The sequence below is a fragment of the Aeromicrobium panaciterrae genome (genome assembly GCF_039537165.1).
Classification (GTDB): Bacteria; Actinomycetota; Actinomycetes; order Propionibacteriales; family Nocardioidaceae; genus Aeromicrobium; species Aeromicrobium panaciterrae.
Genome location: NZ_BAAAZZ010000002.1, coordinates 3540535 through 3567191 on the forward strand (window position 1 = coordinate 3540535; position 26657 = coordinate 3567191).

The window sequence follows — 26657 nt, forward strand, 5'->3', positions numbered from 1 at the left end:
ACCTGTCGAGCGACGTGAAGGGTGCGTGGGCCACCGCTCCCCACCGGGAACGCCGGTCTCAGGCGCTCCAGCCCCACCACGCGGCGCCGACGAACGACAGCAGGGCCCAGGCCGCGATGCCGACGACCGGCACGGCCATGGTGAGCCTGGGCTTGACCGTCGCCCACTTCCGGACCAGCAAGACCTGCGGGATCATCAGGGCGAGGGCCAGCAGCACACCCCACCACGGCGCGTAGATGAACGTGGCGATGCTGCACCACAGCACCATCAGCAGCCCGACGATCGCGATCCACGGACCCGATCGGTCGAGCTTGAGACCTCTGCGCCGGCGTCGGCGCCTCACGTGTCGTCGAGGTTGTCGTTCCAGAGCGGGTCTTCGTCCCACGCCTTCGTACGCTCTGCGGCGATCTCCAGGGCCCGTGCCGCCTTCTCGGCGGAGTCGTACGGACCGAGGCGGTCAGCGGGGCGGCAGCCCTCCTGGGGCTCGACCTCACGGTGCACCATGCAGAAGTACCACTTCTCGTCGTCAGCCATGTCTCCATCCTGCCCCACGCGGTGCTGGGACGCCCCCACTAAACTCGCCGGGTGAGTGTGCTGACTGCCGGTCGACTGTCCCCCGAGCGCGCCGTACCCGGCTCGATCGAGCGTCCCGAGTACGTCGGCCAGATCGCGCCGCTCCCCTATCGCGGCTCACACGTACGCGACGCGGCGACGATCGAGGCGATGCGCGTCGCCGGACGCATCGCGGCCCAGGCACTCGATGCCGTCGAGGCGGCCATCGCGCCCGGCGTCACGACCGACGAGCTCGACCGGGTCGGTCACGAGTTCCTCGTCGCCAACCGTGCCTACCCGTCGACGCTCGGCTACCGCGGCTACCCGAAGTCGCTGTGCAGCAGCGTCAACGAGGTCATCTGCCACGGCATCCCCGACGACCGCCCGCTCGAGGACGGCGACATCGTCAACATCGACATCACCGCCTTCATCGGTGGGGTGCACGGCGACACCAACAAGACCTACCTCGTCGGCGACGTCGGGCAGGAGTCACGCCTGCTGGTCGAACGCACCGAGGAAGCTCTCACGCGGGCAATCAAGGCGGTCAAGCCCGGACGCCAGGTCAACGTCATCGGCAGGGTCATCGAGACGTACGCGGCCCGCTTCGGCTACGGCGTCGTGCGCGACTTCACCGGGCACGGTGTGGGTCCGGCATTCCACGACGGCCTGGTGATCCCCCATTACGACGACCCTGCCGCGGACACCGTCATCGTGCCGGGCATGACGTTCACGATCGAGCCGATGCTGACCCTCGGCACCACCGAGTGGGACATGTGGGACGACGGCTGGACCGCGACGACGCAGGACAGGTCGCGCACCGCACAGTTCGAGCACACCCTGCTCGTGACCAACGACGGCGCCGAGATCCTGACTAGGGCTTGAGCGTCCTCACGATGTAGGCGACGACCAGGCCGATCGCCACGCCGAACACGGCGTCGAGCAGGAAGTTCTCCATGAACAGACCGATCGCACCGCCGACCAACAGGCCGAGACCGGCACCAACTGCGTAGCTGAACTTCGCCGGCGGCTCATGATTCTCGTGTTCTTCGCTCATGACCGGCAGCGTAGCCGGATCTGACGGCGTTTCAGGGGATCCAGTTGAACTCGTCCGGGTTGGGTCCGGTGCGCTGGCCGCTGTCGAGTGCCGTGATGACACCCATGTCGGCGTCGGTGAGCTCGAAGTCGAACACCTCGAAGTTCTCCTTGATCCGCTCGGCGGTGACCGACTTCGGGAAGACGATGTCGCCACGCTGCAGCGTCCAGCGCAGCGCGACCTGAGCAGGCGACTTGTCGTACGTCTTGGCGATCCCAGCGATGACCGGGTTGTCGACGACGAGGCCCTGCGCCAGCGGCGACCACGCCTCGGTGGCGATGCCGTTGTCGGCGTTCGCGGCGCGCGCCTCCTCCTGCGTCAGGAAGGGGTGCACCTCGATCTGGTTGACGGCCGGCACGACGGTGCCCTCCTGGACGACGCGTCGCAGGTGGTTGGGCTGGAAGTTGGAGACGCCGATCGCCTTGGCGCGACCGGAGGAGTAGATCTCCTCCAAGGCGCCCCAGGTCTCGACGAAGTCGATGTCGATGCCGGGCAGCGGCCAGTGGATGAGGAAGAGGTCGAGGTAGTCGAAGCCGAGCGTCTCGAGAGAGGTGTCGAAGGCCTTGAGCGCATCGTCGTGCGCGTGGAACCCGTTGTTGAGCTTGCTGGTGATGAACACGTCGCCGCGGTCGAGGCCCGACTCGCGTACGGCTTCACCGACGCCCTGCTCGTTCTTGTACATCTGCGCCGTGTCGATGTGGCGGTAGCCCGTCTCGAACGCCGTCAGCGTCGCCGCCTTGGTGTCCTGGGGTCGCACCTGCCAGACGCCGAAGCCGAGCTGCGGGATCTCGATGCCGTTGTTGAGTGTGATGGTGGGTACGGAGCTCATGGCCGCCACGTTACTGACCCCATTCAACGCTCAGCCGAGGCGTGTGGCTGCGAACACCGTCGGGATGAGCGACACGAGCATCCACACGGGTGACCACAGGCTGCGCTGCAGGATCGTGCGCACGACGCCGTACGTGATGAGCGCGAACACCCCCGACATGATCGTCAGCATGACGGCGTCACCGTGGCGACCCTGGCCGTCGACGATGTGGCCGACCACTGCGAGCCCGATGACTCCGTGGACCGCGACGGCGAAGAACCCGATCGCGGCTACCCGACGTTGGACCTTGCGCAACGCCGCCAGCTCCGTGGCGCGGTCGCGTACCTCGGCTGTCACGAGGCAATTGTGACATTCCTCGCCTAACTTCTGACCGGCGCACTCGTTCATCACTACGGGAGACCAGAACTGAACGAGGGAGCATCAACGTGCATCGAGTGACACTCATGCTGGAGCTGAGCAGCGACGACGCCTACATCTCCGTCGAGCCGGCCCTGAGCGTCCTGCGCGAAGTCACCCTCGAACGCCTCCCCGGTCACCAGCTGAGCGTGACGATCGAGACCGACGACCCCGATCTCGTCGACATCGTGCGAGAGCTCGCATGGGAGTACGACCCGACGGCCGTGCAGCACTCGTTGCAGCTCGCCGACGTCTCCTGACGCCTCGACTCAGATCTGCTGGAGCGTGAACAGGTTGTCGGCAGGGTCCACGATCGCCGCGAAGTGCGCACCCACGCGATACAGCTCCTTGTTGTGGTCCACGCGATAGACGGCCTCGAACTCGGGCACATCGTCGCCGCGGATCCTCAGCGTCATCCGGGCGACGTCATGTGACCCATCGCCGGGGTCGATGACCTCCAGCTCGAGGACCTCCGCGACCGCCGGGCGCCCCACCCTCTGCAGCCGCTCGGTGTCGGCGCGCTGCGCGGACGCCTCGGACCACATCAGGGCTCCGAGAGCCAGCGCAACGAGCGTGATGCCGACCTGGGCGAGCGCGACCTGCCACCACCGCCAGCCGAGCTCGCCGAAGATGACGTACGCCGGCAGGAAGAGGATGAACCCCCAGCACAGGACTGCTGTGAAGCGCGCGTAGAACCGCGAGAAGCGGCCGCCGATCGACGCCTGCCGGGGAGTCATGACCTCGTCCGTGGACATGCCACCAGCGTATCCACGGCGGTCTTTCACGGTGCGAATGAGCCGGCCTGTAAGCCGGATCCTGTCGTGGGCGACCATCCATCTGGGACGTCCATTGCTGAACGCCTCGTGCGACCTACCCGCTGACATTGGACGAGCAGCCCGTCAGCGCAGACCCCGAAGGGTCCTCTTGGTCTTGCTCCCGGTGGGGTTTACCTAGCCGCCCCGGTCACCCGGAGCGCTGGTGAGCTCTTACCTCACCGTTTCACCCTTACCCGTTCCCCGAAGGGCCGTTGGCGGTTTGATTTCTGTGGCACTGTCCCGCACGTCGCCGTGGGTGGCTGTTGGCCACCACCGTCGCTCTGCGGAGTCCGGACTTTCCTCGACACCCTTGCGGGTGCCGCGGCCGCCCGGCCGACTCATTCGCAAGCCACATCCTACCGTCGCGACGCGTGCGCTAGGCTCGTCCTACGAAAGGGAGTAGTCCCCAACGGTTGCATCGACATACTGACCCCACGAAGCTGTGGGATCCGGTGCTTCAGGCCACAGTGTCCTGATTTCAGGGCAAGGATGGCGGACGAGACTTTCGACCAGAACGTGTCGATGACAATGCCTGGTCGAAGGCTTGTCATCCCAGGCTCTTCGTCCAGGCGGACGAAGGGCCTTGTGCATGTATGCGGTACTCCTGAGCGCCGGGTTGGTGTTCCTCGCCGAGCTCGGCGACAAGAGCCAGCTGATGTCGATGACCTTCGCGACCCGCTATCGGTCGCGCACCGTCATCCTCGGCGCCGGCATCGCGTGCGCCCTGACCAACCTGGTGTCGGCGCTGGTGGGCAACGTCATCGGAGACCACCTGCCGGAGCGCGGCGTACGTATCGCTGCCGGCGTGCTGTTCCTCGTGTTCGCCGCCTTGACACTGCGCAACCTCAACGACGACGAGGCGCCCAGGGAGCGTGCCTCGGGCGGTGCCGCGGTGGTCGTGGTGGGGCTGGCCTTCATCCTCGCCGAGCTCGGCGACAAGACGATGCTGGCGACGATGACGCTGTCGACGCAGTACCGCTGGTGGGAGATCTGGATCGGCAGCACGCTCGGCATGCTGCTGTCGATCGTGCTGGCGGTTCTCGCCGGCCGCACACTGCTCCAGGTGCTGCCGATCCGCACCGTGCACCTCGTGTCGGCCGCACTGTTTGCGGGCGTCGGGGTCTGGATGCTCCTTGGGTAGCCTCGGCGCGTGACGCATGACCTGAGCTCCCTGTCCGCCGTCATCGCGTTTCTCGTCGCGATCATGGTGCTCGCCAAGGCCTGCGCCGACGAGGGCGTGTTCGACGTGATGGGCGCCCGAGTCGCGCGATTGGCCAGGGGGTCGAGCACCCGCCTGCTGGCGTGGAGCATCGGCCTGGCCGCCGTCGTCACGACGGTGCTGAGCCTCGACGCCACCGTCGTGCTGCTCACCCCGGTGCTGATCGCGGCGATCGCAGCTCACCCGCACCGGTCGCACGCGTACGCGTCGGTTCGCATCGCCAACTCCGGGTCGACACTTCTGCCGGTCTCCAACCTGACCAACCTGCTCGTGTTCAGCGCCACGGGGCTGACGTTCGTCGGCTTCGCCTGGGCGATGCTCCCGGTGTGGCTCGTGGCGATCGCGTGCGAGTACGTCGTGCTGCGCTGGTGGTTTCGCCGCGAGCTGCGCGAACCGGTGCCGACCGAGCACGAGTCGTACGCGCTGCCGCTCTTCCCGTGCGCCGTCGTGCTCGTGGTCCTGCTCGCCCTGGCGAGCGGGACTACGCCGTGGGTGCCTGCCGCCGCCGGAGCGATCCTGACCGGCGGATACGCGCTCGTTCGCCGTACGACCACGTGGCGCGACCTGCTCGACGCCGCCAACCTTCCGCTTGCCGGCTTCGTGCTGGTCTGGGGACTCGACGTGACCTGGCTCGCCGACACGCAGGTTGGCGAGTGGTTCGACGACGCCATGCCGGTCGGCGTCGGCCTCGGCGCACTGATCGTCACGGCCTTGATCGGCATGGTCGCGACCAACGTGGTCAACAACCTCCCGGCGACGCTGCTGCTCCTTCCGCCAGCGGCGACGGCGGGGCCCGAGGCGATCCTCGCGCTGTTGATCGGTGTGAACGTCGGCGCCAACCTCACGCTGATCGGATCACTCGCCAACATCCTCTGGCGGCAGTCCGGCGGCCGGACGTTGTCGTCCGTACGCGAGTTCCACCTGCTCGGACTCGCCACAACGCCCGCCATCGTGGTGATCTGCACGACCGTCCTGTGGGCGTGGACATCGCTCATCTGGTGACTCAGTAGAGTCGTCGCGTGCTGATCCTGCTCCCGCCTTCCGAGGGCAAGACCAGACCCGCGACCGGATCGCCGCTCGAGCTCGAGTCGCTGTCGTTCTCGACGCTGACACCCGTACGCGCCCAGCTGCTCCGCGCACTCGTCAAGATGTGCTCGGGCAACCCCAAACGCGCCATGCAGGCGCTCGGCCTCGGCCCGACGCAAGCCGATGCGATCGAGATCAACGCCGGGCTCCTCGAAGAGCCGACGGCACGCGCCGACGAGATCTACACCGGCGTCCTGTTCTCGATGCTCGACGTCGCAACGCTCGATCCTGCTTCACGTGCACGCGCCGACGAGTCGCTCGCGGTGGCGAGCGCCCTGTTCGGCCTCGTACGACCCGGCGACCGGATCCCGGCATACCGGCTCTCCGGCGACGGATCGCTGCCTCGACTCGGCACGGTCGCCAGCCGGTGGCGTACACCGCTCCCCCGAGTCCTGCGTGAAGCAGCGGGCGACGGGCTGCTGATCGACCTGCGCTCGGGGATGTACGCCGCGCTCGGCAAGCCGCCGCCCGAGCTGGCCGACCGCACCGTGACGATGCGGGTGCTCCACGAGCACGGCGGCGTGCGCAAGATCGTCAGCCATTTCAACAAGGCGACCAAAGGCCGGATCGTACGAGCGCTCCTCGAGTCGGGAGCCGACCCGTCGTCGGTCGACGAGCTGCAATCCGTGCTGGGCGACCTCGGCTGGACCGTCGAGCGCGACGGCCAACGACTCGACGTCGTCGTCGCCGAGATCTGACTCCGCGATTTGTGACGTTGAAGGCGCTTCCCGCGACCGTTGGCGCCTTGAGCGTCACAAATCGCGGAGGTGGTCAGTCGGGGACGACCGAGAAGTTGCGCAGCGACGGGGTGCCGTCGGGCCACCAGCTGATCGTGGTGATCGACGCCGGGGCCAGCTCCATCTTGTAGATCACCGGCATCGGCGCATCGAGGGCGAGTCGGACCATCATCTTGATCGGCGTCACGTGACTGACGGCAACCACGGTCTTGCCGGGGTGAGCCGCCACGATGCGATCTCGGGCCGCGGTGACCCGCTCCGACACCGCGTCGAACGCCTCGCCACCGGGCGGTGCGATCGCGGTGGAGCTCAACCACTCCTCGAGCTCGCTCGGCCAGCGCTCCATCACCTCGGGGAAGCTGAAGCCGTCCCACTCGCCGAACGCCGCCTCGGCGATTCCGGCCTCGAGCTCGACGTCGAGTCCGAGCTCGCGCGACACGAAGGCAGCAGTCTCACGGGTGCGCTGCAGGGGTGACGCGACGATTGCGTCGGCACCGCCGTGGTTGGCGATCCAGGTCGCGGCGCGCTTCGCCTGCTCCTCGCCGACGGGCGTCAGCCCGGGATCAGCGCCGCCGCTGCCGCAGAACAGCTTGCGATCGGTCGACTCGGTGACACCGTGACGGAGCAGGATGATCGTCGTCGGCGCCCCATCGAGACCGCTCTTCCAGCCGACCAGGGGATTCTTCTCCTTCTTCACGGCTTTGACGTCGAGGGCAGCATTGACGAGCGCATCGGCCGCGCTGTTCGCCGCGCGCGGCACCCACGTCCACACCGTGCCCTCCGGCGCCAGCGCCTGCGCCTGGGCAGCGAGCGGCCTCATGTCGGCGTGCTTGATCTTCCAGCGGCCGGCCATCTGCTCGATGACAAGCTTGGAGTCCATGCGCACCTCGATCGTTGCGCCCGGTGCGTGCTCGCGAGCGAGCTCGAGCCCCGCGATCAGACCGCGATACTCGGCGACGTTGTTGGTGGCGACGCCGATCGTCTCACCGATCTCGGCGATCACCGCGCCGGTGACGGCGTCACGGATCAGTGCGCCGTACGCGGAAGGTCCCGGGTTGCCGCGGGATCCGCCATCAGCCTCGACGATGATCCGGGCAGTCACAGCCCGGACTCTGCAGTGCGGATCAGGATCCGGCTGCATTCGGGGCAGCGCAGGACTTCGTCCTCGGGGAGCGCAGCCAGCTCACGCAGGTCTGCGCTGTTGATCTCCAGCCGGCAGCCTTCGCACTTCTTGGCGCGGAGGGCGGCAGCGCCGAGTCCGCCGTACTGGGCTCGTACCTTGTCGTAGAGCGCGGTCAGGTCGTCGGGAACGGCTCCGGCGCTGGCGTCACGCTCAGCCTGGGCATCGGCGATCTGCTCGTCGATGACGGCAAGCGCGGCGTCGCGGGCGGCGATCGTCTGGTCGAGCTCGGCCTGGACGTTCGCCAGCTCGATCTGGAATGCGTCCAGCGCGGACTGCGCCTCCTCGAGTGCCTCCATGACCTCGAGCTCGTCGTCCTCGAGCGTCGCGATGCGGCGCTCGAGTGCCGTCAGCTCGTGCTGCAGGCTGGCGAGATCCTTGGGGTTGCTGATGGCGCCGGACGCCAGGCGCTCCTCGTCGCGGGCGCGACGGGTCTTGACCAGCTCGACCTCGGCGTCAGCCTTGCGCTGTTCGCGGGTGAGGTCGTCGACGGCTGTGGCGGCCTCGATGCGGGTGCCGTCGAGCTGCCTGACACGAGCCTGCAGCTCTTCAATCCTGGCGTGCTCGGGCAGAGACGTACGGCGGTGGTTGAGCTGGGCGAGCGTCGAGTCCGTTGCCTGGAGGTCGAGCAGGGCGGCCTGGGCTTTGGGATCGGCTTTCACAGGGACACCGTACCCGGCAGGTGCGCAGTCCACGGATCGGTCACCAGCTCGGAGACCCTGACCTCGACACCATCGGTCCGCTCGCTCAGTGCCGCGGCAGCCACTGGGAGCCAGGTCGACTCGGCGGCCCAGTGTGGTACGTCGATCACGGCGCACGCTCCAGGCTTCTCGAGGTGCTCGCTGACGTGATGGTGCTTGAGGTCTGAGGTGACATAGACATCGGCACCTTGGCTGTCGGCAACAGGCAGGAGGAAGTCGCCGGACCCGCCGCACAGCCCAACGGTGGCGATCATGCGCTCGGGGTCACCGGCGATCCGCGTCGCGCTGTGGTGCGATGGAAGGCGGTCGGTGACCTGACGCGCAAAGGCGGCGAGGGTCATCGGCTCCGGCAGGGACCCGATGCGCCCGTGACCGCGATCGGAGCTGCGGTCGGCGAGCTCGAGCACGTCGTACGCAGGCTCCTCGTACGGGTGGGCCTGGAGCAGCGATGATCGTATGACGTCACGCAGGCGTCGCTCCGCGACCATCTCGATCCTGGTCTCGGCCACCTCCTCGACTCGACCGACCTCGCCGAGCGTCGGGTTGGCGCCGGCGAGCGGGCGAAACGATCCGGTGCCGGTCGACTGGAACTGCGCGGAGTCGTAGTCACCGACACGGCCGGCTCCCACGGCGTGCATCGCGGCTGCGATCTTGTCCGCATCGGCCGTCGGGGCGAGCACGATCCACTTGTCGATCGGTTCGGCGGGGTCTGCCACGAGCGGACGTACGTCGGTCAGCCCGATCGCCAAGGCCATCGACTCCGAGACGCCGAGCGGCGGGCTGTCGGCGTTGGTGTGGCACGTGTGAAGGGCGACGCCGTTCCTGATCAGCTCGTGGATGACCCGTCCCTTGGGAGTGGTCGCAGCGACCGAGGTCACGCCCTTGAGGTGGAGCGGGTGATGCGTCACGAGCAGGTCTGCGCCCCACTCGATGGCTTCGTCGACCACGGCCTGGACGGGGTCGACCGCGAACAGCACCTTGCTCACGGCAGCGTCGGGATCTCCTGCGACAGTGCCGACGGCGTCCCAGTCATCGGCCCATCGGGGGTCGTAGAGGCCATCGAGGACGGCGACAACATCGCGCAAGGTGGGCATGGCCGCACTCTAGCGAGGGCTCGCTCAGGTCGGGCGGCTCGCAGGCGCCGCCTTGGCGGTGACCGACGGGTCGCGGAGCACGACATGACCAACTGCGTCGTCGATCGCCTTCATGACGTCGTCGGCGAGCTTCACGCCCGACGCCTTGACGTTGTCGGTGACCTGCTCGGGTCGGGACGCGCCGATGATCGCCGCCGAGACGTTGGTGTTTTGCAGCACCCACGCCACTGCCAGCTGGGCCATGCTCAGGCCCGCATCCTTGGCGATCGGCTCGAGGTCGCTCACCGCCTTGAGAACCTCGTCGTTGAGCCAACGGCTGATGTTGTCGGCGCCGCCGCTCTTGTCGGTGGCACGGGAGCCCTCCGGCAGGGGCTGACCGGGCTTGTACTTGCCGGTGAGCACGCCCTGCGCGATCGGCGACCACACGATCTGGCCGATCCCGAGCTCCTCGCAGGCCGGCACCACCTCGTCCTCGATGACACGCCACAGCATGGAGTACTGCGGCTGGCTCGAGATCAGCTGGAAGCCGAGCTCCGCAGACAGCGCGTGGCCGGCGCGGATCTGGTCGGCGGTCCACTCCGAGACACCGATGTAGAGCGCCTTGCCCGAGCGAACGACGTCGGCGAAGGCCTGCATCGTCTCCTCGAGCGGGGTCTCGGTGTCGTAGCGGTGTGCCTGGTAGAGGTCGACGTAGTCGGTCTGCAGGCGCGTCAACGAGCCGCTGATCGACTCCATGATGTGCTTGCGTGAGAGCCCCGAGTCATTGGGTCCGCCGGGGCCGGTCGGCCAATAGACCTTGGTGAAGATCTCGAGCGACTCCCGGCGTTCACCCTTGAGCGCACGGCCGAGGACCGACTCGGCCTTGGTGTTGGCATAGACGTCGGCGGTGTCGAAGGTCGTGATGCCTTCGTCGAGTGCCTGGCGTACGCAGGCGAGCGCGGCGTCCTCCTCGACCTGAGATCCGTGGGTCAGCCAGTTGCCGTAGGCGATCTCCGAGATCTTGAGACCGCTGTTGCCGAGGTATCGATGCTCCATGCCTTCAACGTACCCGCCGGTCAAGCAACCACGGCGAGTGCGAACGGGAGCACGGCACCCGCCCCGTGGAGCCGCAGCTCGCGGCCGACGACGGTCATGGTCCAGCGGCTGTCGACCCGATCGTCGATCAGCAGCACCGGCTTGCCGTCGAGCGCCGCGAGCCGTTCGGAGAGATCGGCGCTGACCGAGAACGCGCCCCACACTCCGGCGAGCCGGTAGGCGCTGTTGCCGCCGGGCTCGCCGCGCGGACCCTCACCGACGAGGTCGACGCTCCCGAGGTCTTGGAGCTGCCCGATGCGTGCGATGCCGCGGGCGAACGAGTCGACGAGCTGTGGCTTCGATCGCGAGGGGATGCTGACGACTGCGGCTGGTCGCATCGCCCAGTCCCAGTCCTTGAGCACCCGGACGCAGGCACCGAGGAGTGCGTCGGTGATCGGCGCGTCGGGCGCTCCGGCGGCAAACACCTCGCGGAGCGTGCCACCCCACCCGAGATCGGTCAGGCGGGCGACGGCACGGCCCGGCTCCACGCGTTCGGTCTCGGGCAGCTTGCCCTTGGCGTGCTGGGAGCCGGTCGGCCACAGCGATCGAGGATCGACCTCGACACCCACCTTGTCGAGTGAGGACGCGGCGGTCTGGACGGCGGCGTCATCGATCGCCGCGGGGTACCAGGGCCCGGCGCAGTTGTCGCACCGCCCGCACGGCGCCGCGGTGGGGTCGTCGAGGTCGGCCTGCAGCATCTCCATGCGGCAGGTGGCCGAGGCCTCGTACGTGACCATTGACTGCTGCTCCGCCTGACGTGCCTCTGCGATGCGGTCGTAGCGCTCCTTGTCGTAGGTCCACGGCTGGCCGGTCGAGATCCAGCCGCCCTGCACCTTGCGTACGGCACCGTCGACGTCGAGCACCTTGAGCAGCAGCTCGAGCGGGGTGCGCCGCAGGTCGACCAGCGCCTCGAGCGCCGGCGTCGACAACGGCGAATCGCTGAGCGCGCTGATCACGGCGTTGGCGCGGATCTCGTTGGGCATCGACGAGGTGGCGAAGTAGTGCCAGATGTCGGGGTCTTCGCGACCCGGGAGCAGCAGCACGTCGGCGCTGTCGGTGGCGCGGCCGGCGCGGCCGACCTGCTGGTAGTAGGCCACGGGTGACGACGGGGCACCGAGGTGGATCACGAATCCGAGATCGGGCTTGTCGAATCCCATGCCGAGCGCACTCGTCGCGACGAGTGCCTTGAGCTCGTTGTCCTTGAGCTGACGCTCCAGCTCTTCACGCTGGTCTGTGTCCGTACGACCCGTGTAGGCCCGCACCTCGTGTCCGGCTTCGCGCAGCAAGCGGGCGGTGTCCTCCGCCGCCGAGACGGTCAGCGTGTAGATGATGCCGCTGCCCGGCATGTCGCCGAGATGGCTCAGCAGCCAGCCGAGTCGAGCCCGGGAGTCGGGCAGCGTGAGCACGCCGAGCCGCAGCGACGTACGGGCGAGCGATCCGCGGATCGTGAGCACCTCGCCCGCGGCACCAAGCTGTTCGGCGACGTCAACGACGACTCGCTCGTTGGCGGTCGCGGTCGTGGCCAGCACCGGGAGATCCGTCGGCAGCGCCGCGATGAGCTCGGCGAGGCGGCGGTAGTCGGGGCGGAAGTCGTGGCCCCAGTCGGAGATGCAGTGGGCCTCGTCGACGACGAGCATGCCCATGCGGGCGATCAGGCTGGGCAGCTGTTCGTCGCGGAAGCGCGGGTTGTTGAGCCGCTCCGGAGAGACCAGCAGCACATCGACCTCGTCGGCCGCGAGCTTGGCGAGGGTGTCTTCCCACTCGTGCGGGTTGGCGGAGTTGATCGCCACGGCTCGTACGCCGGCCCGCTCGGCCGCTGCGACCTGGTCGCGCATCAGCGCGAGCAGCGGCGAGACCAGCAGCGTCGGCCCGGCACCGCGCAGCCGCAGCAGGTGTGTGGCGATGAAGTAGACCGCGGACTTGCCCCAGCCCGTTCGCTGCACAACCAGAGCCCTGCTGTGGTCGTCGACCAGGGCACGAATCGCCTCGAGCTGGCCGTCGTGGAACACCGCATCGTCGCGCCCCGTCAGGGTGCGCAGCGCGTCGAGGGCGTCGGTCTCGGTGCTCGCGGTAGTCATACGGCCACTGTGTCAGTCCCGCCCGACATCGTCGCCGGGTCGTCCACAGTCAGAGCGGGCGGGTCCCGATCACGGCTGTGCCATCGACATCCTCATTGCGTTCCACCCACGCAGAGAAGCCACTGGCTTCCAGCGCAGCAATGGTCAGCGGCGCCTGATCCTGGCTGGTCTCGATGAGGACGTAGCCATCCGGTACGAGCCACTCACCGACCTCCGCCGCGATCCGGCGATGCACGTCGACGCCGTCCGCTCCCCCATCCAACGCGACGGTCGCCTCGTGCTCACGCGCCTCCGGCGGCATCAGGGCGATCGCGTCGGTCGGTACGTACGGCGCGTTGACCACGACGATGTCGACGCGGCCCTTCAGGTCGGCCGGCAAGGCAGCAAACAGGTCGCCTTCGTGGACCTGCCCCTCCGGCTCGACGTTGAGCCGCGCGCATGCCACGGCCACCGGGTCGATATCGGCGGCATGCAGCTCAATGCCCTCGCAGGTCTCGAGCAACGCAGCGCCGATCGCGCCGGCGCCGCAGCACAGGTCGACGACGATCGCACCCGGCCGAGCAAGACGTCCGGCTTCGTCGACGAGCACCTGCGTACGTTGCCGCGGCACGAACACGCCCGGCTCCACGATGATCCGCAGGTCGCTGAACTCGACCCAGCCGAGGATGTGCTCGAGTGGCTCGCCGGCGACTCGGCGTACGACCATCGCCTCGAGCTCGTCGGGCGAATCCGCCTCGTCGACGAGCAGCTGCGCCTCGTCCTCGGCGAACACGCACCCCGCAGCACGCAGCCGTTCAACGATCGCGTCGGTCACTGCCATTCGTGCACGGTCGCCGCGAACATGTGCACGTACCCGCAGCGATTGCAGACGACGCCGTCAGACGATTCATTGAGGAAATCGAGGTCGAAGAACGTCATGCCGGTCGTCTGCATCTTGATCTCACGCTGCAGGAACTCATCATTGCCGCATACGTTGCATACCAACGGCTTGTCGAGAACGATCACTTTTCGGCCGTCTTGTGTCATGGCGTCATCGTGGCACAACTCTGAATCGCACAAGCTGGCGATCAGGTGCGAAGCAGCAGCTGCAACTGTGGGCGAAGAGGGATCCCTCGTCAAGACCACACGACGTGGCGGCTTCGCCGCGCGTGCGCACGGTCGGGGGTGGGGCCCGACTCGAGTACTCGCTTGGATTCACCGAAGGACAGGGCTCCCAGAATGACTAAGGGCTCCCCACCTCGCACTTAAGTGGGGAGCCCTGTCCTTCGGTGGGCGAAGAGGGACTCGAACCCCCGACCTCCCGGGTGTAAACCGGATGCTCTAACCAACTGAGCTATTCGCCCTCGGGAACCACGGAACCTTATCGCAGACCTGTGCCCAGACAGAAAAGAAGCGGCTGCCAAGGTCTCGGGTCCCTGGCAGCCGCAGCAGGAATATCAAACCGCATTCGAACGGTCGAGCGCAGCAGAACTAACCAAGAATTCAGGAAATATCAGCCAACGCCGTACGAAGGTCCTCGAGGCTCCGTGCATCGCCGATTCCCTGCTCGACCTTCCATCGGACAACACCATCACCATCAATCACATACGTCCCACGGTTTGCCGCACCGGCGTCCTCGTTGAACGTCCCGTACGCGCGGGCCACGTCGCCGTGCGGCCAGAAGTCGCTGAGGATCGAGAACTCATAGCCGTCGCGATCGGCGAAGGCGCGATTGGAGAAGAAGTGGTCGCACGAGATCGCCAGGACCTCCGCGTCAAGGCCTGCGTCCCGGAGCTCGCCGAGCTCACCGGTGCAGATCCCGCTGAACGCGAACGGGAAGAACACGACGACCACGTTCGAGCCGCGGAACGACGAGAGCGTGATCTCTTCACCGTGTTGGTTCTTGAGCGTGAAGTCCGGCGCGAGATCGCCGATCGAGAGGGTCATACGGCGAGGCTATTGGCTCACCCCGCCTCGCAGTCTGGCGGCTTCGCCGCGCGACGCTCCCGCTTCGCTGGCGCGCTTCGACGCTCTGCCGCGAGCAGCCTCGGTCTTAGCGCTTGTGAGCCGTGAGACGAGTCGCGGCCCACTCGGCTGAGGCCGAGGAGGTCGTCGTCGTCGACAGACCGGCAATCGGGGCGGCCTCGACCACGTCGGCACCGGGTACGTATCCCGGACGACCGATCTTGGGGGTGAGCAGCCAGACGGAGCCACCCTCGGCAAGGTCTTGCAGTGACCCGACGAGCTCGTCAACCAGATCGCCGTCACCGTCACGCCACCAGAGGATCACGCCATCGACCACGTCGCCGACGTCACCGTCGACGAGCTCGTTGCCGGTGTGACGCTCGATCTCGACACGGAGCTCCTCGTCGACGTCGTCATCCCAGCCGAGTTCCTGGATGACGGTGTCAGGGGTGAAGCCCAGCTTGCCCGCGTCCACCGCGTTGTCTCCTTACGTTCGTCGAAAACCTACTGAAAAGTAGGTTCGTCTGCCCTGTTGCCGGTATCACAGTAGCGAACGGAGGGTGGAATGATGGAGGGGTCCACAAGACATCAAGGGAGTCAGCATGTCGCCTACCGGCAAAGATCGTCCGCCCGTCATCCACGAGGGCCTGCCGACGCAGCTGCCGGACGTCGACCCTGAAGAGACAGCCGAGTGGGTCAGCTCGCTCGACGAGATGATCGACAGCGGTGGTCGCAGCCGCGCCCGGTACGTGATGCTCAAGCTCCTCGAGCGTGCCCGCGAGCAAAATGTCGGCGTCCCCGCCCTTCGCAGCACCGACTTCATCAACACGATCCCGCCCGAGCGTGAACCGTGGTTCCCCGGCAACGAGGCGATCGAGCGACGCATCCGTTCCTACATCCGCTGGAACGCGGCCGTCATGGTGTCGCGCGCCAACCGTCCCGGCCTCGGGGTCGGCGGACACATCGCCACCTACCAGTCGGCCGCCAGCCTGTACGAGGTCGGCTTCAACCACTTCTTCCGCGGCAAGAGCCACCCCGGTGGCGGCGACCACCTCTACTACCAGGGCCACGCAGCCCCCGGCATCTACGCGCGCTCGTTCCTCGAGGGCCGGATGACCGAGGAGCAGCTCGACCGCTTCCGCCAGGAGCACTCGCACGGTGAGGGCAAGGGCCTCTCGTCCTACCCGCACCCGCGCCTCATGTCGGACTACTGGGAGTTCCCCACCGTCTCGATGGGCCTCGGCGCGATCAACGCGATCTACCAGGCACGCTTCAACCGCTACCTCCACAACCGTGGCATCAAGGACACCAGCCAGCAGCACGTCTGGGCGTTCCTCGGCGACGGCGAGATGGGCGAGGTCGAGTCGCTGGGCGCGATCGGCGTCGCCGCCCGCGAGGAGCTCGACAACCTCACGTTCGTCATCAACTGCAACCTGCAGCAGCTCGACGGCCCCGTACGCGGCAACGGCAAGATCATCCAGGAGCTGGAGTCCTACTTCCGCGGCGCCGGCTGGAACGTCATCAAGGTCGTGTGGGGCCGTGAGTGGGACGACCTGCTCGCCCGTGACACCGACGGCGTGCTGGTCAACCAGATGAACCGGACACCTGACGGCGAGTTCCAGACGCTGTCGGTCGAGTCCGGCGCCTACAACCGTGAGAACTTCTTCGGGCCCGACCCACGGCTGCGGAAGATGGTCGAGCACCTGACCGACGAGGAGATCGAGCGTCTCCCCCGCGGCGGCCACGACTACCGCAAGGTCTATGCCGCGTTCGAGGCCGCGCAGAAGCACACCGGCCAGCCGACCGTGATCCTCGCCCACACCATCAAGGGCTGGCTGCTGGAGTCGTTCGCGGGCCGCAACGCGACACACCAGATGAAGAAGCTCACCAAGGATGACCTCAAGGGCTTCCGCGACCGGCTCAACATCCCGATCTCCGATGAGCAGATCGATGGAAGCGAGATCGCGCCGTTCTACCACCCCGGAGAGGACAGCGAAGAGATCCAGTACATGAAGGCTCGCCGCGACGCCCTTGGCGGCTCACTGCCCAAGCGCGTCGTCAGCCCGGTCAGCGTCAAGCTGCCCGAGGACTCGATCTATGACGAGCTCAAGAAGGGCTCGGGCAAGCAGCAGATCGCCACGACGATGGCGTTCGTACGCCTGCTGCGCGACCTGATGAAGGATCCCGAGATCGGTCAGCGCATCGTGCCGATCGCGCCCGATGAGTACCGCACGTTCGGCATGGACTCGATGTTCCCGTCGGCCAAGATCTACAACCCGGCCGGACAGACGTACGACGCCGTCGACCGCAAGCTGCTGCTGGCCTACAAGGAGTCCGTCCAGGGCCAGCTCCTCCATGAGGGCATCAGCGAAGCGGGCGCCATGGCTTCCGCGACGGCAGCCGGCAGCGCCTACGCGACGCACGGCGAGCCGATGATCCCCGTCTACATGTTCTACTCGATGTTCGGCTTCCAACGGACCGCCGACTCGATCTGGGCCATGGCCGACCAGCTGGCACGCGGCTTCCTGATCGGCGCGACCGCCGGCCGTACGACACTCACCGGCGAAGGCCTGCAGCACGCCGACGGCCACTCGCCGCTGATCGCACAGACCAACCCCGCCGTCGTGCACTACGACCCGGCGTTCGGCTACGAGATCAGCCACATCGTGCAGTACGGGCTGGAGCGGATGTACGGCTCCACGGATGCCAAGCCGCACGGCGAGGACATCATCTTCTACCTCACGGTCTACAACGAGGCGTACGCGCAGCCCGCCGAGCCCGAGGAGCTCGACGTCGAGGGCCTGCTCAAGGGTGCCTACATCTACCGCAAGGCGCTGAGCGGCGAGTCGGTCGCCCGCATCATGGCGTCCGGCGTCGCCGTGCCGTGGGCGCTCAAGGCGCAGGAGATCCTGGCCGTCGACTACGGCGTCGCCTCCGACGTCTGGTCGGTCACCTCATGGAACGAGCTCGCCCGCGATGCCGTCGAGGCCGAGCGCTGGAACCTCAACAACCCCGGCGAGTACAACCGCATGCCCTACATCACGGTCAAGCTGATGGACACGTCCGCTGTGACGATCGCGGTGAGCGACTACATGCGCGCGGTGCCCGACCAGATCGCCCGCTGGGTGCCCGGTCCGTGGCAGTCGCTCGGCACCGACGGATTCGGCTTCGCCGACACCCGCGCCGCCGCCCGCCGTACGTTCCAGGTGGACGCCGAGTCGATCGTCGTCACCACCCTGCAGAGCCTGGCCCAACGTGGCCTGGTCTCACCCGAGACGGCCCGCGAGGCATTCCAGCGTTTCCGCATCGATGACCCCACCGCTGTCACCGGTGTGCCGCAGGAGGGCGGGGACGCCTGACCGTGTGGCGGATCCCTCATCTCGTCTTAAGAAATCACCCCTAAGATGAACGCCATGCGACGTTGGCCCTACACCTTTGGAGTCAGCCTTTCCATCGTTGTCGGGGTCACCGCCATCATCGCTGCACAGCGACTCGATGTGCCCCTGCGCGACCCGGACGGCTTCCTCGGTCCCGCATACGTGCGACTGCCTCTCATCGGCCTGATGTTCTTTGCCGCCGGCATCATCCCGATGGCCGTACGGCGAGGGTGGCGCGACGGGATCCCCGGCATCGTGGGCGAGTTCCGCGGCATCCTCAAGGCCGACTGGAGCCTCAAGCGGGTCGGCTACATCGCGACCGGGCTCCTGACGTTCTACGTCTGCTACGTCAGCTATCGCAATCTCAAGAGCGACCTGCCCCTGATCCGCAAGGGAGTCCTGTTCGACACCGACATGCTGCGGCTCGACCACTACCTCTTCTTCGGGCACAACCCCGCCGAAGTCCTGCACAGCTTCCTCGGCACCTCGGTCGCAGCGCAGGTTCTGGCCACCGCGTACGTGAGCTACCTGCCACTGATCCCGCTCACCCTCGGCGCCTTCCTCGTCTGGGGCAAGGACCTGTCGCTCGGAGCGTGGTACGCCACCGCGCTGAGCCTCAACTGGATCCTCGGCGTCGTCAGCTACTACTCGATGCCGACACTCGGCCCTGCGTTCGCGCAGTCGTCGATGTTCCAGGACCTCCCGGTCACGGGAGTCACCGAGCTCCAACGATCGTTGTTCCGTGCAGGCTCCAGCTTCAAGGAGGACCCGACCGGATCGGCGTCCTACGGAATCGCCGGGTTCGCCTCGCTGCACGTGTCCGTGGTCGTCACGGCCTGCATCTTCTTCGAGCGCACCGGCCAGAAGCTCGTCATCCGCGTACTGGCCTGGGCATTCCTGGTGATGACGGTCCTCGCCACGATCTACTTCGGCTGGCACTACCTCGCCGACGACATCGCCGGCGCGTTCATCGGCTGGCTGTCGGTCTCGATCGCCGCGTGGGCGACCGGCAACCGAGGACGACGGCGACGAAGCCCCGAGCGCGAGCGTGAGATCGCCGCAAGGGCGGAGTACGCCGAGCCGACGCCCGAACCAGCTAGCTGATCGCGGGCTGTACGGCGGGGTCGCCGGTCGGCAGGCTCTCGAGGTCGTACTGGTCGCCGCGGCGCAGCAGCGCCCGCCACTTGCCCCGGTGATAGTGCGCGGGCTCGTTGGTCGCGATGAAGTCCGTGACGAGGCGGGCAAACTCGCCGGGATGGTCCTTGTGCGGGAAGTGCCCTGAGTCCTCGAGCACGTGGACGTCCGACAGCTGGTGTGTCGGCGCCAGATCGGCGTGCCTGCTGGGGATGACCATGTCGTCGCGGCCCCAGATGACCAGCACCGGCATCAGGCGGGCGAGGTAGCTCCGGTCGGTCATCGTGACGAACTGGCCGCGCCAGTTGAGCACGTGGCTCGTGACACGCTGCATGGCCGTACGTCGCGCGGGATCGGCGAGCGCCTCATAGATGCTGGCGACCTCGTCGAGGTCACGGGTCAGGTTGAGCGGGGTCTTGGAGAGCGCGCGCATCGTGCCGGCGACGACGGGTCGCCACGGCTTGAACGTCGCGGCGGCGAGCACGGCACCGCTGCCGGGAACCGTGAGGAAACGGATCAGTGGCGTGACCTCCTTGCCGAGGCCACCGGTGGACACGAGGATCACCCGCTCGGTGCGGTCGGGGAACTGGTAGGCGAACTGCATCGCGACACCGCCACCGAAGCTGTGTCCGACGACCGTCACCTTGTCGACTCCGAGGATCGTGAGCAGGTCACGCATGCCGTTGGCGTAGCCGCCGAGCGAGTAGTCGGCGTTGGGCTTGTCGGACTCACCGTGGCCGAGGAGGTCGGGCGCGATCACCGTGAAGCGCTCGGCGAGGGCGGGGATCACGTCGCGCCACGTGGACGAGTCACAGCCCAGCCCGTGCAGCAGCAGGAGCGCGGGCCCGGACCCCTGGATGCGGAACGCGCGACGGTAGCCGTGCACCGTGACGTACTGGATCTCGTCGAGCGTCTCCATCGCCACATCCTAGGTTGACCCCAAGATGGCCGTGAGGTGAACCCCGGAGGAGCGGTACGTGACTCTCCACACGCGACATAGACTCACGGTGTGCCAGCTCCCCACGACGTCCGCACGCAGATCGCCGACATCCTCGCCGCAGTGCAGGGGGTCGAGCCTGACGCTGTCCAGCCGGAGAGCCGACTCAAGGAGCTCGGCGTCGACTCGATCACTATCGTCGAGGTCGGCGAAGAGCTGGGGCGGCGCTTCAACGTCTACCTCTCCGACGACACGATCGACGGGTTCGTCACGGTCAACGACGCGATCAACGCCGTCGTGCACCATGACGGCTCCACGGCTGGCACCGGTTCACCTGCCGTACCCGCCGCATTCGCTCCTCCACCGCCGCCGGCCCAGCCGTCCGATTCAGCTGTGACGCGGATGCGCACCCACGAGCCCGAGAGGGTCCGCCTGGACGACGAGAAGGTCAGGACCGCCGGTCGCTACGCCATCTGGATGGCAATCATCGGTGCGGGGCTCGGCGTGCTCGTCGGCCTGGGCGGCGCTGCCGTGATCGGGGCCACCGGACTCGGCCCGGCCAACCTGCCGCCACTCAGCGTCAGCACGACAGATGCACCAACCACCGCAACCACGACGTCTCCGACACCGACACCCACGGATTCCTCCAACCCCGAACCCACGTTGCGGGCCTCCAAGCTCCAGGTCGAGCCGGGCGAGCGATTCACCCTGGAAGGCGTCTTCCCGGGCCTCGGCACCGGCGCGACCCTCCAGGTGCAGGTCAGGGATCCGGGCGGTGACTGGGACGACTTCCCGGTCGACACCAAGACCAAGGGTGACGGCGCCTACTCCACGCAGATCTACACGTCGCGTACGGGCAAACGGGACTTCCGGATGTTCCACGAGGAGTCGAGCAAGGCCTCGCCGACCGTGACCGTCGAGATCGGCTAGGACACTCCCTAGATCACCTGGTGCAGCCAGCGCACCGGGGCGCCGTCGCCGGCATGACGGAACGGTTCGAGCTCGGCATCCCACGCGACACCCAGCAGCCCGTCGAGGGCTTCTTCCATCGTGATCTCGCCGAGCGCCGCCTTGACCCGGAACGCCTTGATCCGGTCCTCCGGGATCATCACGTCGCCGTGCAGGCCGGTGAGCGCATGGAAGATGCCGAGCTTGGGCGTGTAGGAGTAGCGCGCGCCTTCGGAGCGAGCCGTCGGTTCCTCGGTGACCTCGAAGCGGAGCTTCTCCCAGCCACGTAGCGCAGAAGCGAGGGCGGCACCCGTGCCCACCTCGGCCTGCCAGGACAGCTCGGCGCGGTAGGTGCCGGGGTCAGCCAGCTGGGGCACCCAGGCGATGTCGGGGTTGCCGCCGAGCACGCCAGCGGTCGCCCACTCGACATGTGCGCAGAGCGCAGACGGTGCAGAGTGCACAAAAAGCACACCCCGGGTCGGGGTGGTCGGCGAAGACATGCTTGTCGTTGATACAGCCATTGGGTGCCTCCCTAGTGTCGCCTTCCCCAGCGTCTTGGGAGCACCTGCAACCATTGTGACGCATCGCAGTGGATACGGACAACATCTTCCCCAGGAGGAAATGTCGCATGACGACAACCGTGCAGGACGCCCCGGAGCGGTCCAGGTTCGAGATCGAGGTCGACGGCGAGCTCGCCGGCTTCCTCGACTACCGCAAGGACGGCGACGAGTACGCGCTCCCCCACACCCGGGTCTACCCCCAGTTCGAGGGTCACGGTCTCGGCAGCCAGCTCGTACGAGGTGCGCTCGAGGAGATCGCCGAGCGCGGCGGGACCGTGCTGCCGTACTGTCCGTTCGTGCCGAAGGTCATCCGCGACAACCCCGAGCTCACCGAGCTCGTGCGCGAGGAAGAACGCGCCGGCTTCGACCTCTAGGCGGTCAGGCGTCCCTGTCCAACAGCGTGGACATCGATGCCGTTCTCGCGCCACAGGTCGAGCACGGCGGGCTTGTCGTCCCATGCCGCGAGCACGTTGAACCCGTCGTCCTTGATCTGCTGGAGGATGTCGGTCTTGATCGTGACGTCCTTGCGATAGTCGCCGACGACACGCATGTAGAGCGCCTCGTGCGGAACGTCATGCTTCGTCAGCCAGGTCAGCGTCGTGTCGCGCCACTGGAACTCGCGCGACGTGACCACGAGGATCGCGCGTCCGGCGTCGTGCTCAGCCTTGGCGGCGGCGACGACGTCCGCGTGCGGTGGACAGTCGGCAGAGGCCGCGTGGAACGCCCAGAAGTTCTTGTCGTCGCCCTCGATGAGGTGGAGGACGCTCGAGGTGTCGCACAGGGTGCCGTCCATGTCGAAGATCACCGCTTCACGCATGGGTCCAGTGTCCACCAAATGCCCTAGTTGCACTCGTTGCTGCCGCTGTAGCAGGGCTCGTAGTTGTCCGGAAGCCGGTTGGGCGCGGGATCACGATGAAGGTCAATCGTTGGCACCGCGAACAGGGTCGCGGCGACGAGCGCCGCGACGAACGTGATGAGGGACATCACGCGTGTCCCGGCTCTGCCGCCCTTGGTCGCGGCAATCACGGCCGCGACAGCGCTCACCCCACATGCCGAAGCTGTCACGAGATATCTCGTGTGTTCCCGGTCGGTCGGCTCGACCGCTTCACCGCCCAGCACGAAATAGACGTCGAGGAGCTGCCAGAAGAGAGCAACGATCAGCACGAGGGTCACGACGATGAACGCCCAAGCCAGGCTGACCGGCTTGGATGCTCCCCCGGAAGTCTCCACGCACCGACGCTATCGCGTACGTCGGCGCGTAAGGCCTGCTGGATCGGGTAACTCCCAGATGAATTCCCCCGAAAGAAGGAGATCGCATGAGCACCATTACGGAAGCGGTGGACGTCGATGTCGACGTGCGTACTGCGTACAACCAATGGACCCAGTTCGAGTCCTTCCCCGAGTTCATGGAAGGCGTCGAGGAGGTCCGCCAGTCGGACGACAAGCACCTGCACTGGGTGACGAAGGTCGGACCGGTGAAGCGTGAGTTCGACGCCACGATCACCGAGCAGCACCCTGACGAGCGCGTTGCGTGGAAGTCCGATGATGGCCCCGAGCACGCGGGAGTCGTCACGTTCCACCGTCTCGACGACAACAAGACCAAGGTCACGGTGCAGATGACGATCGATCCTGAGGGATTCGTCGAGGAGGTCGGCGACAAGGCGGGCATCATCGACCGCCGGGTCAAGGGTGATGTCGCGAACTTCAAGAGGTTCATCGAGAGCCGCAACGGTCAGGAGACCGGCGCATGGCGTGGAGACATCCCGCGCCCTGAGTGATTCGTACGAGGGCGGCGCATCCCGGTGGGGTGCGCCGCCCTCGTCGTGCGTAGGGAGGGCGGGGCCGGAACGAAGATGATGCGGTTCGGTCCCACCGGGTTACGCTGAATGTGAGCGACGTCACTACACGACGTCACTCCACTACACGGCGACGGTGCCACAGACACGACATCGCCAGCGCGAGCAGGGTCGGGCTTGAGGAAATGCCGGACTCCGCAGCACCGCCACTCCTGTGGCAGACACCAAGCGCGCCAGCACCTCAGTCCCTTGGAAAGGCTCCTGGCTCCCGCGTCGAGGAACCCATCATCGATCCGCTCGGCTCGCCCATGCTCACCTGTCGACGGACCTCCGCAGGACGGGATACTGCGGACCGCTTCCAAAGGACCAACACGTGAAAACAGCTGTCACACGTCATTCGAGATTCAGAACCGTCACTGCCATCGCACTGGCCGCTGGACTAGCCACAGCGGCCATGTCGTTGAGCTCAGGCGCCCAAGCCGCAACCTCAGTTGAGCTCGGCACTTCTGCCCAGTTCGCAGTACTCGCCGGCGCTGGAGTCACCAACACGGGCTCGACCACCATCCAGACTGCCGATGCTTCTGTGCGCGGCGACGTCGGCACCTCGCCCACCAACACGATCACAGGCGATGCATCCATAAGTTGGCTCGCACCCGCGACGGGCAGCCTGCACAAGGCAGACGCAGTGGCACTTCAGGCTCAGGCCGACAATCTGGTCGCCTACAACTCCGCGGCGGGCGCCGCCTCGTCGACAGCTCTCGGAGCACAGCTCGACGGCATCACGCTACTTGCCGGCGTACACACCGCCAGCTCGGCGCTGAACCTGGCCGAGAACGGCACAGTCACCCTCGATGCCGAGAATGATCCTGCAGCGGTGTTCATCTTCCAAGTCGGCTCGTCCTTGACGATGGAGGTCGGCTCGACCGTAGCGCTCCTCAACGGGGCCGACCCATGCAACATCTTCTGGCAGGTCAGCGAGGACGCAACGATCAAGGCCAACGCGGACTTCACGGGTACTCTGCTGGCCGAGAATGCGATCGTCGCCCAGTCCGGCGCAGACATCGACGGACGCCTCCTTGCTCAGAATGCGTCCGTGACTCTCGACAACAACACGTTTCTCTTGCCATCCTGCGGCGCGGTGCCTGGCGCAGACGGGGACGTCAGCGACGCAGACGGGGCCGACGCGGACAGCGGCACCGATGTCGACTCCGATGGCACGGACACCGACTCCGGCACCGACGTCGACTCCGATGGCACGGACTCCGACTCCGGCACCGACATCGACTCCGATGGCACGGACACCGACTCCGGCACCGACGAAGCGGCAGACAGCGACGTAGCCAACGCAGACGTTGATGCCATTGGCCCGGACACCAGCACTCGACTTCCGTCGACCGGCGGACCGACCTACGGGCTGTGGGTGATCGGCCTCGGCGCAATAGCCTGTGGCGCCGCCGTCGTGATGCTCAGCAAGTCTCCCAAGGGTGACCACCGCCGGATCTGAGTCAGATCGCACGATGTCGGGCGGTCAGCGACTTTGTCACGAGTGTCAAGGTCGCTGGCCTCCACCGCATGTTGGTAGGGAGGGCGGGGCTCGAACCCGCGACCCAGGGATTATGAGTCCCCTGCTCTGACCAGCTGAGCTACCTCCCCAAGGGAATGCGGGCTTAGCCTAGCGGGATGGACCTTCTTCCCCTTGAACCCGTCGACGAGAGCTGGAACACCGCACTGGTCGTCGTTGCCCACCCAGACGATGTCGAGTTCGGCGCCGCTGCCGCCGTTGCCCGCTGGACCGACCAGGGCAAGACCGTCATCTATTGCATGGTCACCAGCGGAGAGGCCGGCATCGACGGCATGACCCCCGACGAGGCACGCGAAGTACGCATCGGCGAGCAGATCGAGTCGGCCAAGATCGTCGGCGTCGACACGGTCGAGTTCCTCGGACTCCCGGACGGCGTCATCGAGTACGGCGTGGCGCTGCGTCGCTCGATCACCGAGGTCGTGCGCAAGCACAAGCCTGACATCATCATCACCAACAACTTCCGGGAGAACTGGGGCGGCTCGATGCCCAACCAGCCCGACCACATCGCGGTCGGTCGCGCCGCGCTCAACTCGGCCGGCGATGCCGGCAACCGGTGGATCTTCTCCGAGCAGCTGACTGACGGCGTCGAGCCGTGGGGCGGCGTGAAGGAGGTCTGGGCGGCGGGGTCGCCTGACAGCGCTCACGGCGTCGACACGACCGACACCTTCGATCGCGGCGTCGCGTCGCTCGTGGCGCACAAGGCGTACATCGACGGCCTCGGCTGGGAGCACTTCGACCCGGCAGAGTTCCTGGAAGGTATGTCCCGCCCGACCGGGTCACGCCTGGGCGTGACCCACGCAGCCCCGTTCGAGGTCTTCAAGCTCACCTGGGGCGAATAACTAACTAGCCTCCGCCAGCATCGCCACCGGAGAACGTGTCCGGATACATGCTCATGTCGTACTCGGCAGCGCGAATCGTGACGCCCGCGCCATCTCGGGTCGTACGGATGAGCGTCGACTCGTCAACCACACCGGCGCCACCGAACTTCAGCAGCTGGAACACCTGCTGCTCCGAGATGCGTTTGACGAGCGCCGGCACGACCAGGGACCGTACCTCGTCGCCGACCCGACGAGCGTGGCGCTTGTGAAGCCAGGATCGCGTCCCAGCCCAGACACCAGAACCCACGACCGGCGCGTAGATCAGGGCGGACAGGCGAGCAACCCTGTCATCCGACAACCCGAGCCCGTATGCACCTGCGGCGATCGCGACCAACGCTCCGATGGTGATCGAGAGGACTTCGTGGCGGAGGGACCCGCGCAATGTGGCATCGCGCCAAAGATCCCACTGGTACGACGAGACGACGCGTTCGGTGACGCGCACTGGCCTGGGCTCCTCCAGGTCATCAGTCTCGCTCATGCTCAACGGTACGACGCCTCGCACGCACAAGAATGACAAAACGGCGCCGAACCATCGGCGCCGTCGTTGTCTTGCTCCCCCGATTGGACTCGAACCAATAACCTGCCGATTAACAGTCAGACGGTTTACCGCTACCATGGGACCGGGAGATGTTCGCAGATCGCAGAGT

32 protein-coding genes, 2 tRNA genes and 1 other RNA gene are annotated in these 26657 nt (G+C 66.8%); 12 read left to right on the plus strand and 23 right to left on the minus strand.

Translation table 11 applies throughout. The annotated features are described in order from the left end of the window. Nucleotides 1-58: 58 nt before the first annotated feature. Nucleotides 59-343, minus strand: coding sequence for a hypothetical protein (locus tag ABD683_RS18350; protein WP_344771517.1), 285 nt, complete (start codon nt 341-343; stop codon nt 59-61). Continuing rightward, nucleotides 340-534: a hypothetical protein gene (locus ABD683_RS18355; protein WP_344771518.1), complete on the minus strand. Its 195-nt coding sequence runs from the start codon at nt 532-534 to the stop codon at nt 340-342. The genes ABD683_RS18350 and ABD683_RS18355 overlap by 4 nt, the downstream gene beginning before the upstream one ends. 51 nt (nt 535-585) lie before the next feature. Here ABD683_RS18355 and map point away from each other — a divergent pair, with 51 nt between their 5' ends. Continuing rightward, nucleotides 586-1434, plus strand: a complete 849-nt coding sequence (gene map / locus ABD683_RS18360) for a type I methionyl aminopeptidase (RefSeq protein WP_344771519.1) — start codon at nt 586-588, stop codon at nt 1432-1434. On the opposite strand, the gene ABD683_RS18365 is transcribed toward map, so the two are convergent. The 3 genes from ABD683_RS18365 to ABD683_RS18375 are packed head-to-tail and all read right to left on the minus strand — an operon-like array spanning nt 1424 to nt 2810. Then, a complete protein-coding gene (locus ABD683_RS18365) occupies nt 1424-1606 on the minus strand; it encodes a hypothetical protein (protein WP_344771520.1) in 183 nt (60 codons plus the stop codon). The genes map and ABD683_RS18365 overlap by 11 nt on opposite strands. Nucleotides 1607-1637: 31 nt before the next feature. After that, entirely contained in the window at nt 1638-2474 is an 837-nt protein-coding gene (locus tag ABD683_RS18370) for an aldo/keto reductase (protein WP_344771521.1), read from the minus strand. 30 nt (nt 2475-2504) lie between these two features. After that, nucleotides 2505-2810 carry a hypothetical protein gene (locus ABD683_RS18375; protein ID WP_344771522.1) on the minus strand — a complete coding sequence of 102 codons (306 nt, stop codon included), beginning with the start codon at nt 2808-2810 and terminating at the stop codon, nt 2505-2507. Nucleotides 2811-2908: 98 nt separating this feature from the next. On the opposite strand from ABD683_RS18375, the gene ABD683_RS18380 reads away from it, so the two are divergent. Beyond that, the gene (locus ABD683_RS18380) at nt 2909-3130 is read left to right on the plus strand and encodes a hypothetical protein (RefSeq protein ID WP_344771523.1); all 222 of its coding nucleotides are present in this window, start codon (nt 2909-2911) and stop codon (nt 3128-3130) included. 9 nt (nt 3131-3139) lie between these two features. Here the strand turns inward: ABD683_RS18380 and ABD683_RS18385 are convergent, their stop codons facing one another. Further along, nucleotides 3140-3625, minus strand: a complete 486-nt coding sequence (locus tag ABD683_RS18385) for a hypothetical protein (RefSeq protein WP_344771524.1) — start codon at nt 3623-3625, stop codon at nt 3140-3142. 34 nt (nt 3626-3659) lie between these two features. After that, an RNA gene (gene rnpB / locus ABD683_RS18390) (RNase P RNA component class A) lies at nt 3660-4026 on the minus strand. A gap of 248 nt (nt 4027-4274) precedes the next feature. On the opposite strand from rnpB, the gene ABD683_RS18395 reads away from it, so the two are divergent. The 3 genes from ABD683_RS18395 to ABD683_RS18405 are packed head-to-tail and all read left to right on the plus strand — an operon-like array spanning nt 4275 to nt 6688. Further along, on the plus strand, nt 4275-4826 hold the full coding sequence (locus ABD683_RS18395; RefSeq protein WP_344771525.1) for a TMEM165/GDT1 family protein: 552 nt from the start codon (nt 4275-4277) through the stop codon (nt 4824-4826). A gap of 9 nt (nt 4827-4835) precedes the next feature. Further along, on the plus strand, nt 4836-5906 hold the full coding sequence (locus tag ABD683_RS18400; protein ID WP_344771526.1) for an SLC13 family permease: 1071 nt from the start codon (nt 4836-4838) through the stop codon (nt 5904-5906). Nucleotides 5907-5923: 17 nt separating this feature from the next. After that, the gene (locus tag ABD683_RS18405) at nt 5924-6688 is read left to right on the plus strand and encodes a YaaA family protein (RefSeq protein WP_344771527.1); all 765 of its coding nucleotides are present in this window, start codon (nt 5924-5926) and stop codon (nt 6686-6688) included. 73 nt (nt 6689-6761) lie between these two features. Here the strand turns inward: ABD683_RS18405 and ABD683_RS18410 are convergent, their stop codons facing one another. The 10 genes from ABD683_RS18410 to ABD683_RS18455 all read right to left on the minus strand — a co-directional run bounded on the left by ABD683_RS18410 (nt 6762) and on the right by ABD683_RS18455 (nt 15273). After that, nucleotides 6762-7829 (minus strand): histidine phosphatase family protein, encoded by a 1068-nt coding sequence (locus tag ABD683_RS18410; RefSeq protein ID WP_344771528.1) that lies wholly within the window; start codon nt 7827-7829, stop codon nt 6762-6764. Beyond that, nucleotides 7826-8569 carry a zinc ribbon domain-containing protein gene (locus ABD683_RS18415; RefSeq protein ID WP_344771529.1) on the minus strand — a complete coding sequence of 248 codons (744 nt, stop codon included), beginning with the start codon at nt 8567-8569 and terminating at the stop codon, nt 7826-7828. The genes ABD683_RS18410 and ABD683_RS18415 overlap by 4 nt, the downstream gene beginning before the upstream one ends. Then, nucleotides 8566-9702, minus strand: a complete 1137-nt coding sequence (locus ABD683_RS18420) for a Nif3-like dinuclear metal center hexameric protein (RefSeq protein WP_344771530.1) — start codon at nt 9700-9702, stop codon at nt 8566-8568. Before ABD683_RS18420 ends, ABD683_RS18415 begins: the two co-directional genes overlap by 4 nt. 24 nt (nt 9703-9726) lie before the next feature. Then, the gene (locus ABD683_RS18425; RefSeq protein ID WP_344771531.1) at nt 9727-10737 is read right to left on the minus strand and encodes an aldo/keto reductase family protein; all 1011 of its coding nucleotides are present in this window, start codon (nt 10735-10737) and stop codon (nt 9727-9729) included. A gap of 20 nt (nt 10738-10757) precedes the next feature. Then, a complete protein-coding gene (locus tag ABD683_RS18430) occupies nt 10758-12854 on the minus strand; it encodes a RecQ family ATP-dependent DNA helicase (RefSeq protein WP_344771532.1) in 2097 nt (698 codons plus the stop codon). Between the two features lie 49 nt (nt 12855-12903). After that, on the minus strand, nt 12904-13674 hold the full coding sequence (locus tag ABD683_RS18435; protein WP_344771533.1) for a putative protein N(5)-glutamine methyltransferase: 771 nt from the start codon (nt 13672-13674) through the stop codon (nt 12904-12906). Beyond that, on the minus strand, nt 13665-13880 hold the full coding sequence (locus tag ABD683_RS18440; protein WP_344771534.1) for a zinc ribbon domain-containing protein: 216 nt from the start codon (nt 13878-13880) through the stop codon (nt 13665-13667). The genes ABD683_RS18435 and ABD683_RS18440 overlap by 10 nt, the downstream gene beginning before the upstream one ends. Before the next feature lie 243 nt (nt 13881-14123). After that, a tRNA-Val gene (locus ABD683_RS18445) sits at nt 14124-14197 on the minus strand. A gap of 139 nt (nt 14198-14336) precedes the next feature. Further along, on the minus strand, nt 14337-14780 hold the full coding sequence (locus tag ABD683_RS18450; RefSeq protein ID WP_344771535.1) for a redoxin domain-containing protein: 444 nt from the start codon (nt 14778-14780) through the stop codon (nt 14337-14339). Between the two features lie 106 nt (nt 14781-14886). Beyond that, nucleotides 14887-15273 (minus strand): DUF3052 domain-containing protein, encoded by a 387-nt coding sequence (locus ABD683_RS18455; RefSeq protein WP_344771536.1) that lies wholly within the window; start codon nt 15271-15273, stop codon nt 14887-14889. A 127-nt stretch (nt 15274-15400) separates the two neighbouring features. Between ABD683_RS18455 and aceE the strand changes: the two genes are divergently transcribed. Both aceE and ABD683_RS18465 read left to right on the plus strand, forming a co-directional pair. Then, nucleotides 15401-18157, plus strand: a complete 2757-nt coding sequence (aceE, locus tag ABD683_RS18460; protein ID WP_344771537.1) for a pyruvate dehydrogenase (acetyl-transferring), homodimeric type — start codon at nt 15401-15403, stop codon at nt 18155-18157. 54 nt (nt 18158-18211) lie between these two features. Then, nucleotides 18212-19279 carry a phosphatase PAP2 family protein gene (locus ABD683_RS18465; protein WP_344771538.1) on the plus strand — a complete coding sequence of 356 codons (1068 nt, stop codon included), beginning with the start codon at nt 18212-18214 and terminating at the stop codon, nt 19277-19279. Here ABD683_RS18465 and ABD683_RS18470 read toward each other — a convergent pair. Then, nucleotides 19272-20228: an alpha/beta fold hydrolase gene (locus tag ABD683_RS18470; RefSeq protein WP_344771539.1), complete on the minus strand. Its 957-nt coding sequence runs from the start codon at nt 20226-20228 to the stop codon at nt 19272-19274. The two genes, ABD683_RS18465 and ABD683_RS18470, sit on opposite strands and share 8 nt — an antisense overlap. Nucleotides 20229-20318: 90 nt before the next feature. On the opposite strand from ABD683_RS18470, the gene ABD683_RS18475 reads away from it, so the two are divergent. Continuing rightward, complete coding sequence (locus ABD683_RS18475; protein WP_344771540.1) at nt 20319-21176, plus strand: acyl carrier protein; 858 nt, start codon at nt 20319-20321, stop codon at nt 21174-21176. An 8-nt stretch (nt 21177-21184) separates the two neighbouring features. On the opposite strand, the gene ABD683_RS18480 is transcribed toward ABD683_RS18475, so the two are convergent. Continuing rightward, nucleotides 21185-21694, minus strand: a complete 510-nt coding sequence (locus tag ABD683_RS18480) for a DUF3145 domain-containing protein (protein ID WP_344771541.1) — start codon at nt 21692-21694, stop codon at nt 21185-21187. Nucleotides 21695-21822: 128 nt separating this feature from the next. Here ABD683_RS18480 and ABD683_RS18485 point away from each other — a divergent pair, with 128 nt between their 5' ends. Next, nucleotides 21823-22128 carry a GNAT family N-acetyltransferase gene (locus ABD683_RS18485; RefSeq protein WP_344771542.1) on the plus strand — a complete coding sequence of 102 codons (306 nt, stop codon included), beginning with the start codon at nt 21823-21825 and terminating at the stop codon, nt 22126-22128. Here the strand turns inward: ABD683_RS18485 and ABD683_RS18490 are convergent. Both ABD683_RS18490 and ABD683_RS18495 read right to left on the minus strand, forming a co-directional pair. Continuing rightward, nucleotides 22125-22604 (minus strand): phosphatase domain-containing protein, encoded by a 480-nt coding sequence (locus tag ABD683_RS18490; protein ID WP_344771543.1) that lies wholly within the window; start codon nt 22602-22604, stop codon nt 22125-22127. The two genes, ABD683_RS18485 and ABD683_RS18490, sit on opposite strands and share 4 nt — an antisense overlap. Then, nucleotides 22595-22984, minus strand: coding sequence for a DUF6234 family protein (locus tag ABD683_RS18495; RefSeq protein ID WP_344771544.1), 390 nt, complete (start codon nt 22982-22984; stop codon nt 22595-22597). The genes ABD683_RS18490 and ABD683_RS18495 overlap by 10 nt, the downstream gene beginning before the upstream one ends. Before the next feature lie 86 nt (nt 22985-23070). On the opposite strand from ABD683_RS18495, the gene ABD683_RS18500 reads away from it, so the two are divergent. Beyond that, nucleotides 23071-23532, plus strand: coding sequence for an SRPBCC family protein (locus ABD683_RS18500; RefSeq protein WP_344771545.1), 462 nt, complete (start codon nt 23071-23073; stop codon nt 23530-23532). A gap of 472 nt (nt 23533-24004) precedes the next feature. Further along, nucleotides 24005-25054 (plus strand): ice-binding family protein, encoded by a 1050-nt coding sequence (locus ABD683_RS18505; RefSeq protein WP_344771546.1) that lies wholly within the window; start codon nt 24005-24007, stop codon nt 25052-25054. A 72-nt stretch (nt 25055-25126) separates the two neighbouring features. Here ABD683_RS18505 and ABD683_RS18510 read toward each other — a convergent pair. Continuing rightward, nucleotides 25127-25203 (minus strand) — tRNA-Met (locus tag ABD683_RS18510). Nucleotides 25204-25230: 27 nt separating this feature from the next. Here ABD683_RS18510 and ABD683_RS18515 point away from each other — a divergent pair. Continuing rightward, a complete protein-coding gene (locus ABD683_RS18515; protein WP_344771547.1) occupies nt 25231-25971 on the plus strand; it encodes a PIG-L deacetylase family protein in 741 nt (246 codons plus the stop codon). A 4-nt stretch (nt 25972-25975) separates the two neighbouring features. Here the strand turns inward: ABD683_RS18515 and ABD683_RS18520 are convergent, their stop codons facing one another. Next, nucleotides 25976-26488 carry a hypothetical protein gene (locus ABD683_RS18520; RefSeq protein ID WP_344771548.1) on the minus strand — a complete coding sequence of 171 codons (513 nt, stop codon included), beginning with the start codon at nt 26486-26488 and terminating at the stop codon, nt 25976-25978. Nucleotides 26489-26657: the final 169 nt, after the last annotated feature.

Excerpts from the sequence above, each read along its gene's own strand:
- ABD683_RS18355 (WP_344771518.1), bottom strand. The coding sequence starts at position 534 with ATGGCTGACGACGAGAAGTGGTACTTCTGCATGGTGCACCGTGAGGTC.
- ABD683_RS18365 (WP_344771520.1), bottom strand. The coding sequence starts at position 1,606 with ATGAGCGAAGAACACGAGAATCATGAGCCGCCGGCGAAGTTCAGCTAC.
- ABD683_RS18370 (WP_344771521.1), bottom strand. The coding sequence starts at position 2,474 with ATGAGCTCCGTACCCACCATCACACTCAACAACGGCATCGAGATCCCG.
- ABD683_RS18385 (WP_344771524.1), bottom strand. The coding sequence starts at position 3,625 with ATGTCCACGGACGAGGTCATGACTCCCCGGCAGGCGTCGATCGGCGGC.
- ABD683_RS18395 (WP_344771525.1), top strand. The coding sequence starts at position 4,275 with ATGTATGCGGTACTCCTGAGCGCCGGGTTGGTGTTCCTCGCCGAGCTC.
- ABD683_RS18420 (WP_344771530.1), bottom strand. The coding sequence starts at position 9,702 with ATGCCCACCTTGCGCGATGTTGTCGCCGTCCTCGATGGCCTCTACGAC.
- ABD683_RS18425 (WP_344771531.1), bottom strand. The coding sequence starts at position 10,737 with ATGGAGCATCGATACCTCGGCAACAGCGGTCTCAAGATCTCGGAGATC.
- ABD683_RS18430 (WP_344771532.1), bottom strand. The coding sequence starts at position 12,854 with ATGACTACCGCGAGCACCGAGACCGACGCCCTCGACGCGCTGCGCACC.
- ABD683_RS18435 (WP_344771533.1), bottom strand. The coding sequence starts at position 13,674 with ATGGCAGTGACCGACGCGATCGTTGAACGGCTGCGTGCTGCGGGGTGC.
- ABD683_RS18440 (WP_344771534.1), bottom strand. The coding sequence starts at position 13,880 with ATGACACAAGACGGCCGAAAAGTGATCGTTCTCGACAAGCCGTTGGTA.
- ABD683_RS18450 (WP_344771535.1), bottom strand. The coding sequence starts at position 14,780 with ATGACCCTCTCGATCGGCGATCTCGCGCCGGACTTCACGCTCAAGAAC.
- aceE (WP_344771537.1), top strand. The coding sequence starts at position 15,401 with ATGTCGCCTACCGGCAAAGATCGTCCGCCCGTCATCCACGAGGGCCTG.
- ABD683_RS18465 (WP_344771538.1), top strand. The coding sequence starts at position 18,212 with ATGCGACGTTGGCCCTACACCTTTGGAGTCAGCCTTTCCATCGTTGTC.
- ABD683_RS18470 (WP_344771539.1), bottom strand. The coding sequence starts at position 20,228 with ATGGAGACGCTCGACGAGATCCAGTACGTCACGGTGCACGGCTACCGT.
- ABD683_RS18480 (WP_344771541.1), bottom strand. The coding sequence starts at position 21,694 with ATGTCTTCGCCGACCACCCCGACCCGGGGTGTGCTTTTTGTGCACTCT.
- ABD683_RS18485 (WP_344771542.1), top strand. The coding sequence starts at position 21,823 with ATGACGACAACCGTGCAGGACGCCCCGGAGCGGTCCAGGTTCGAGATC.
- ABD683_RS18500 (WP_344771545.1), top strand. The coding sequence starts at position 23,071 with ATGAGCACCATTACGGAAGCGGTGGACGTCGATGTCGACGTGCGTACT.
- ABD683_RS18505 (WP_344771546.1), top strand. The coding sequence starts at position 24,005 with ATGTCGTTGAGCTCAGGCGCCCAAGCCGCAACCTCAGTTGAGCTCGGC.
- ABD683_RS18515 (WP_344771547.1), top strand. The coding sequence starts at position 25,231 with ATGGACCTTCTTCCCCTTGAACCCGTCGACGAGAGCTGGAACACCGCA.
- ABD683_RS18520 (WP_344771548.1), bottom strand. The coding sequence starts at position 26,488 with ATGAGCGAGACTGATGACCTGGAGGAGCCCAGGCCAGTGCGCGTCACC.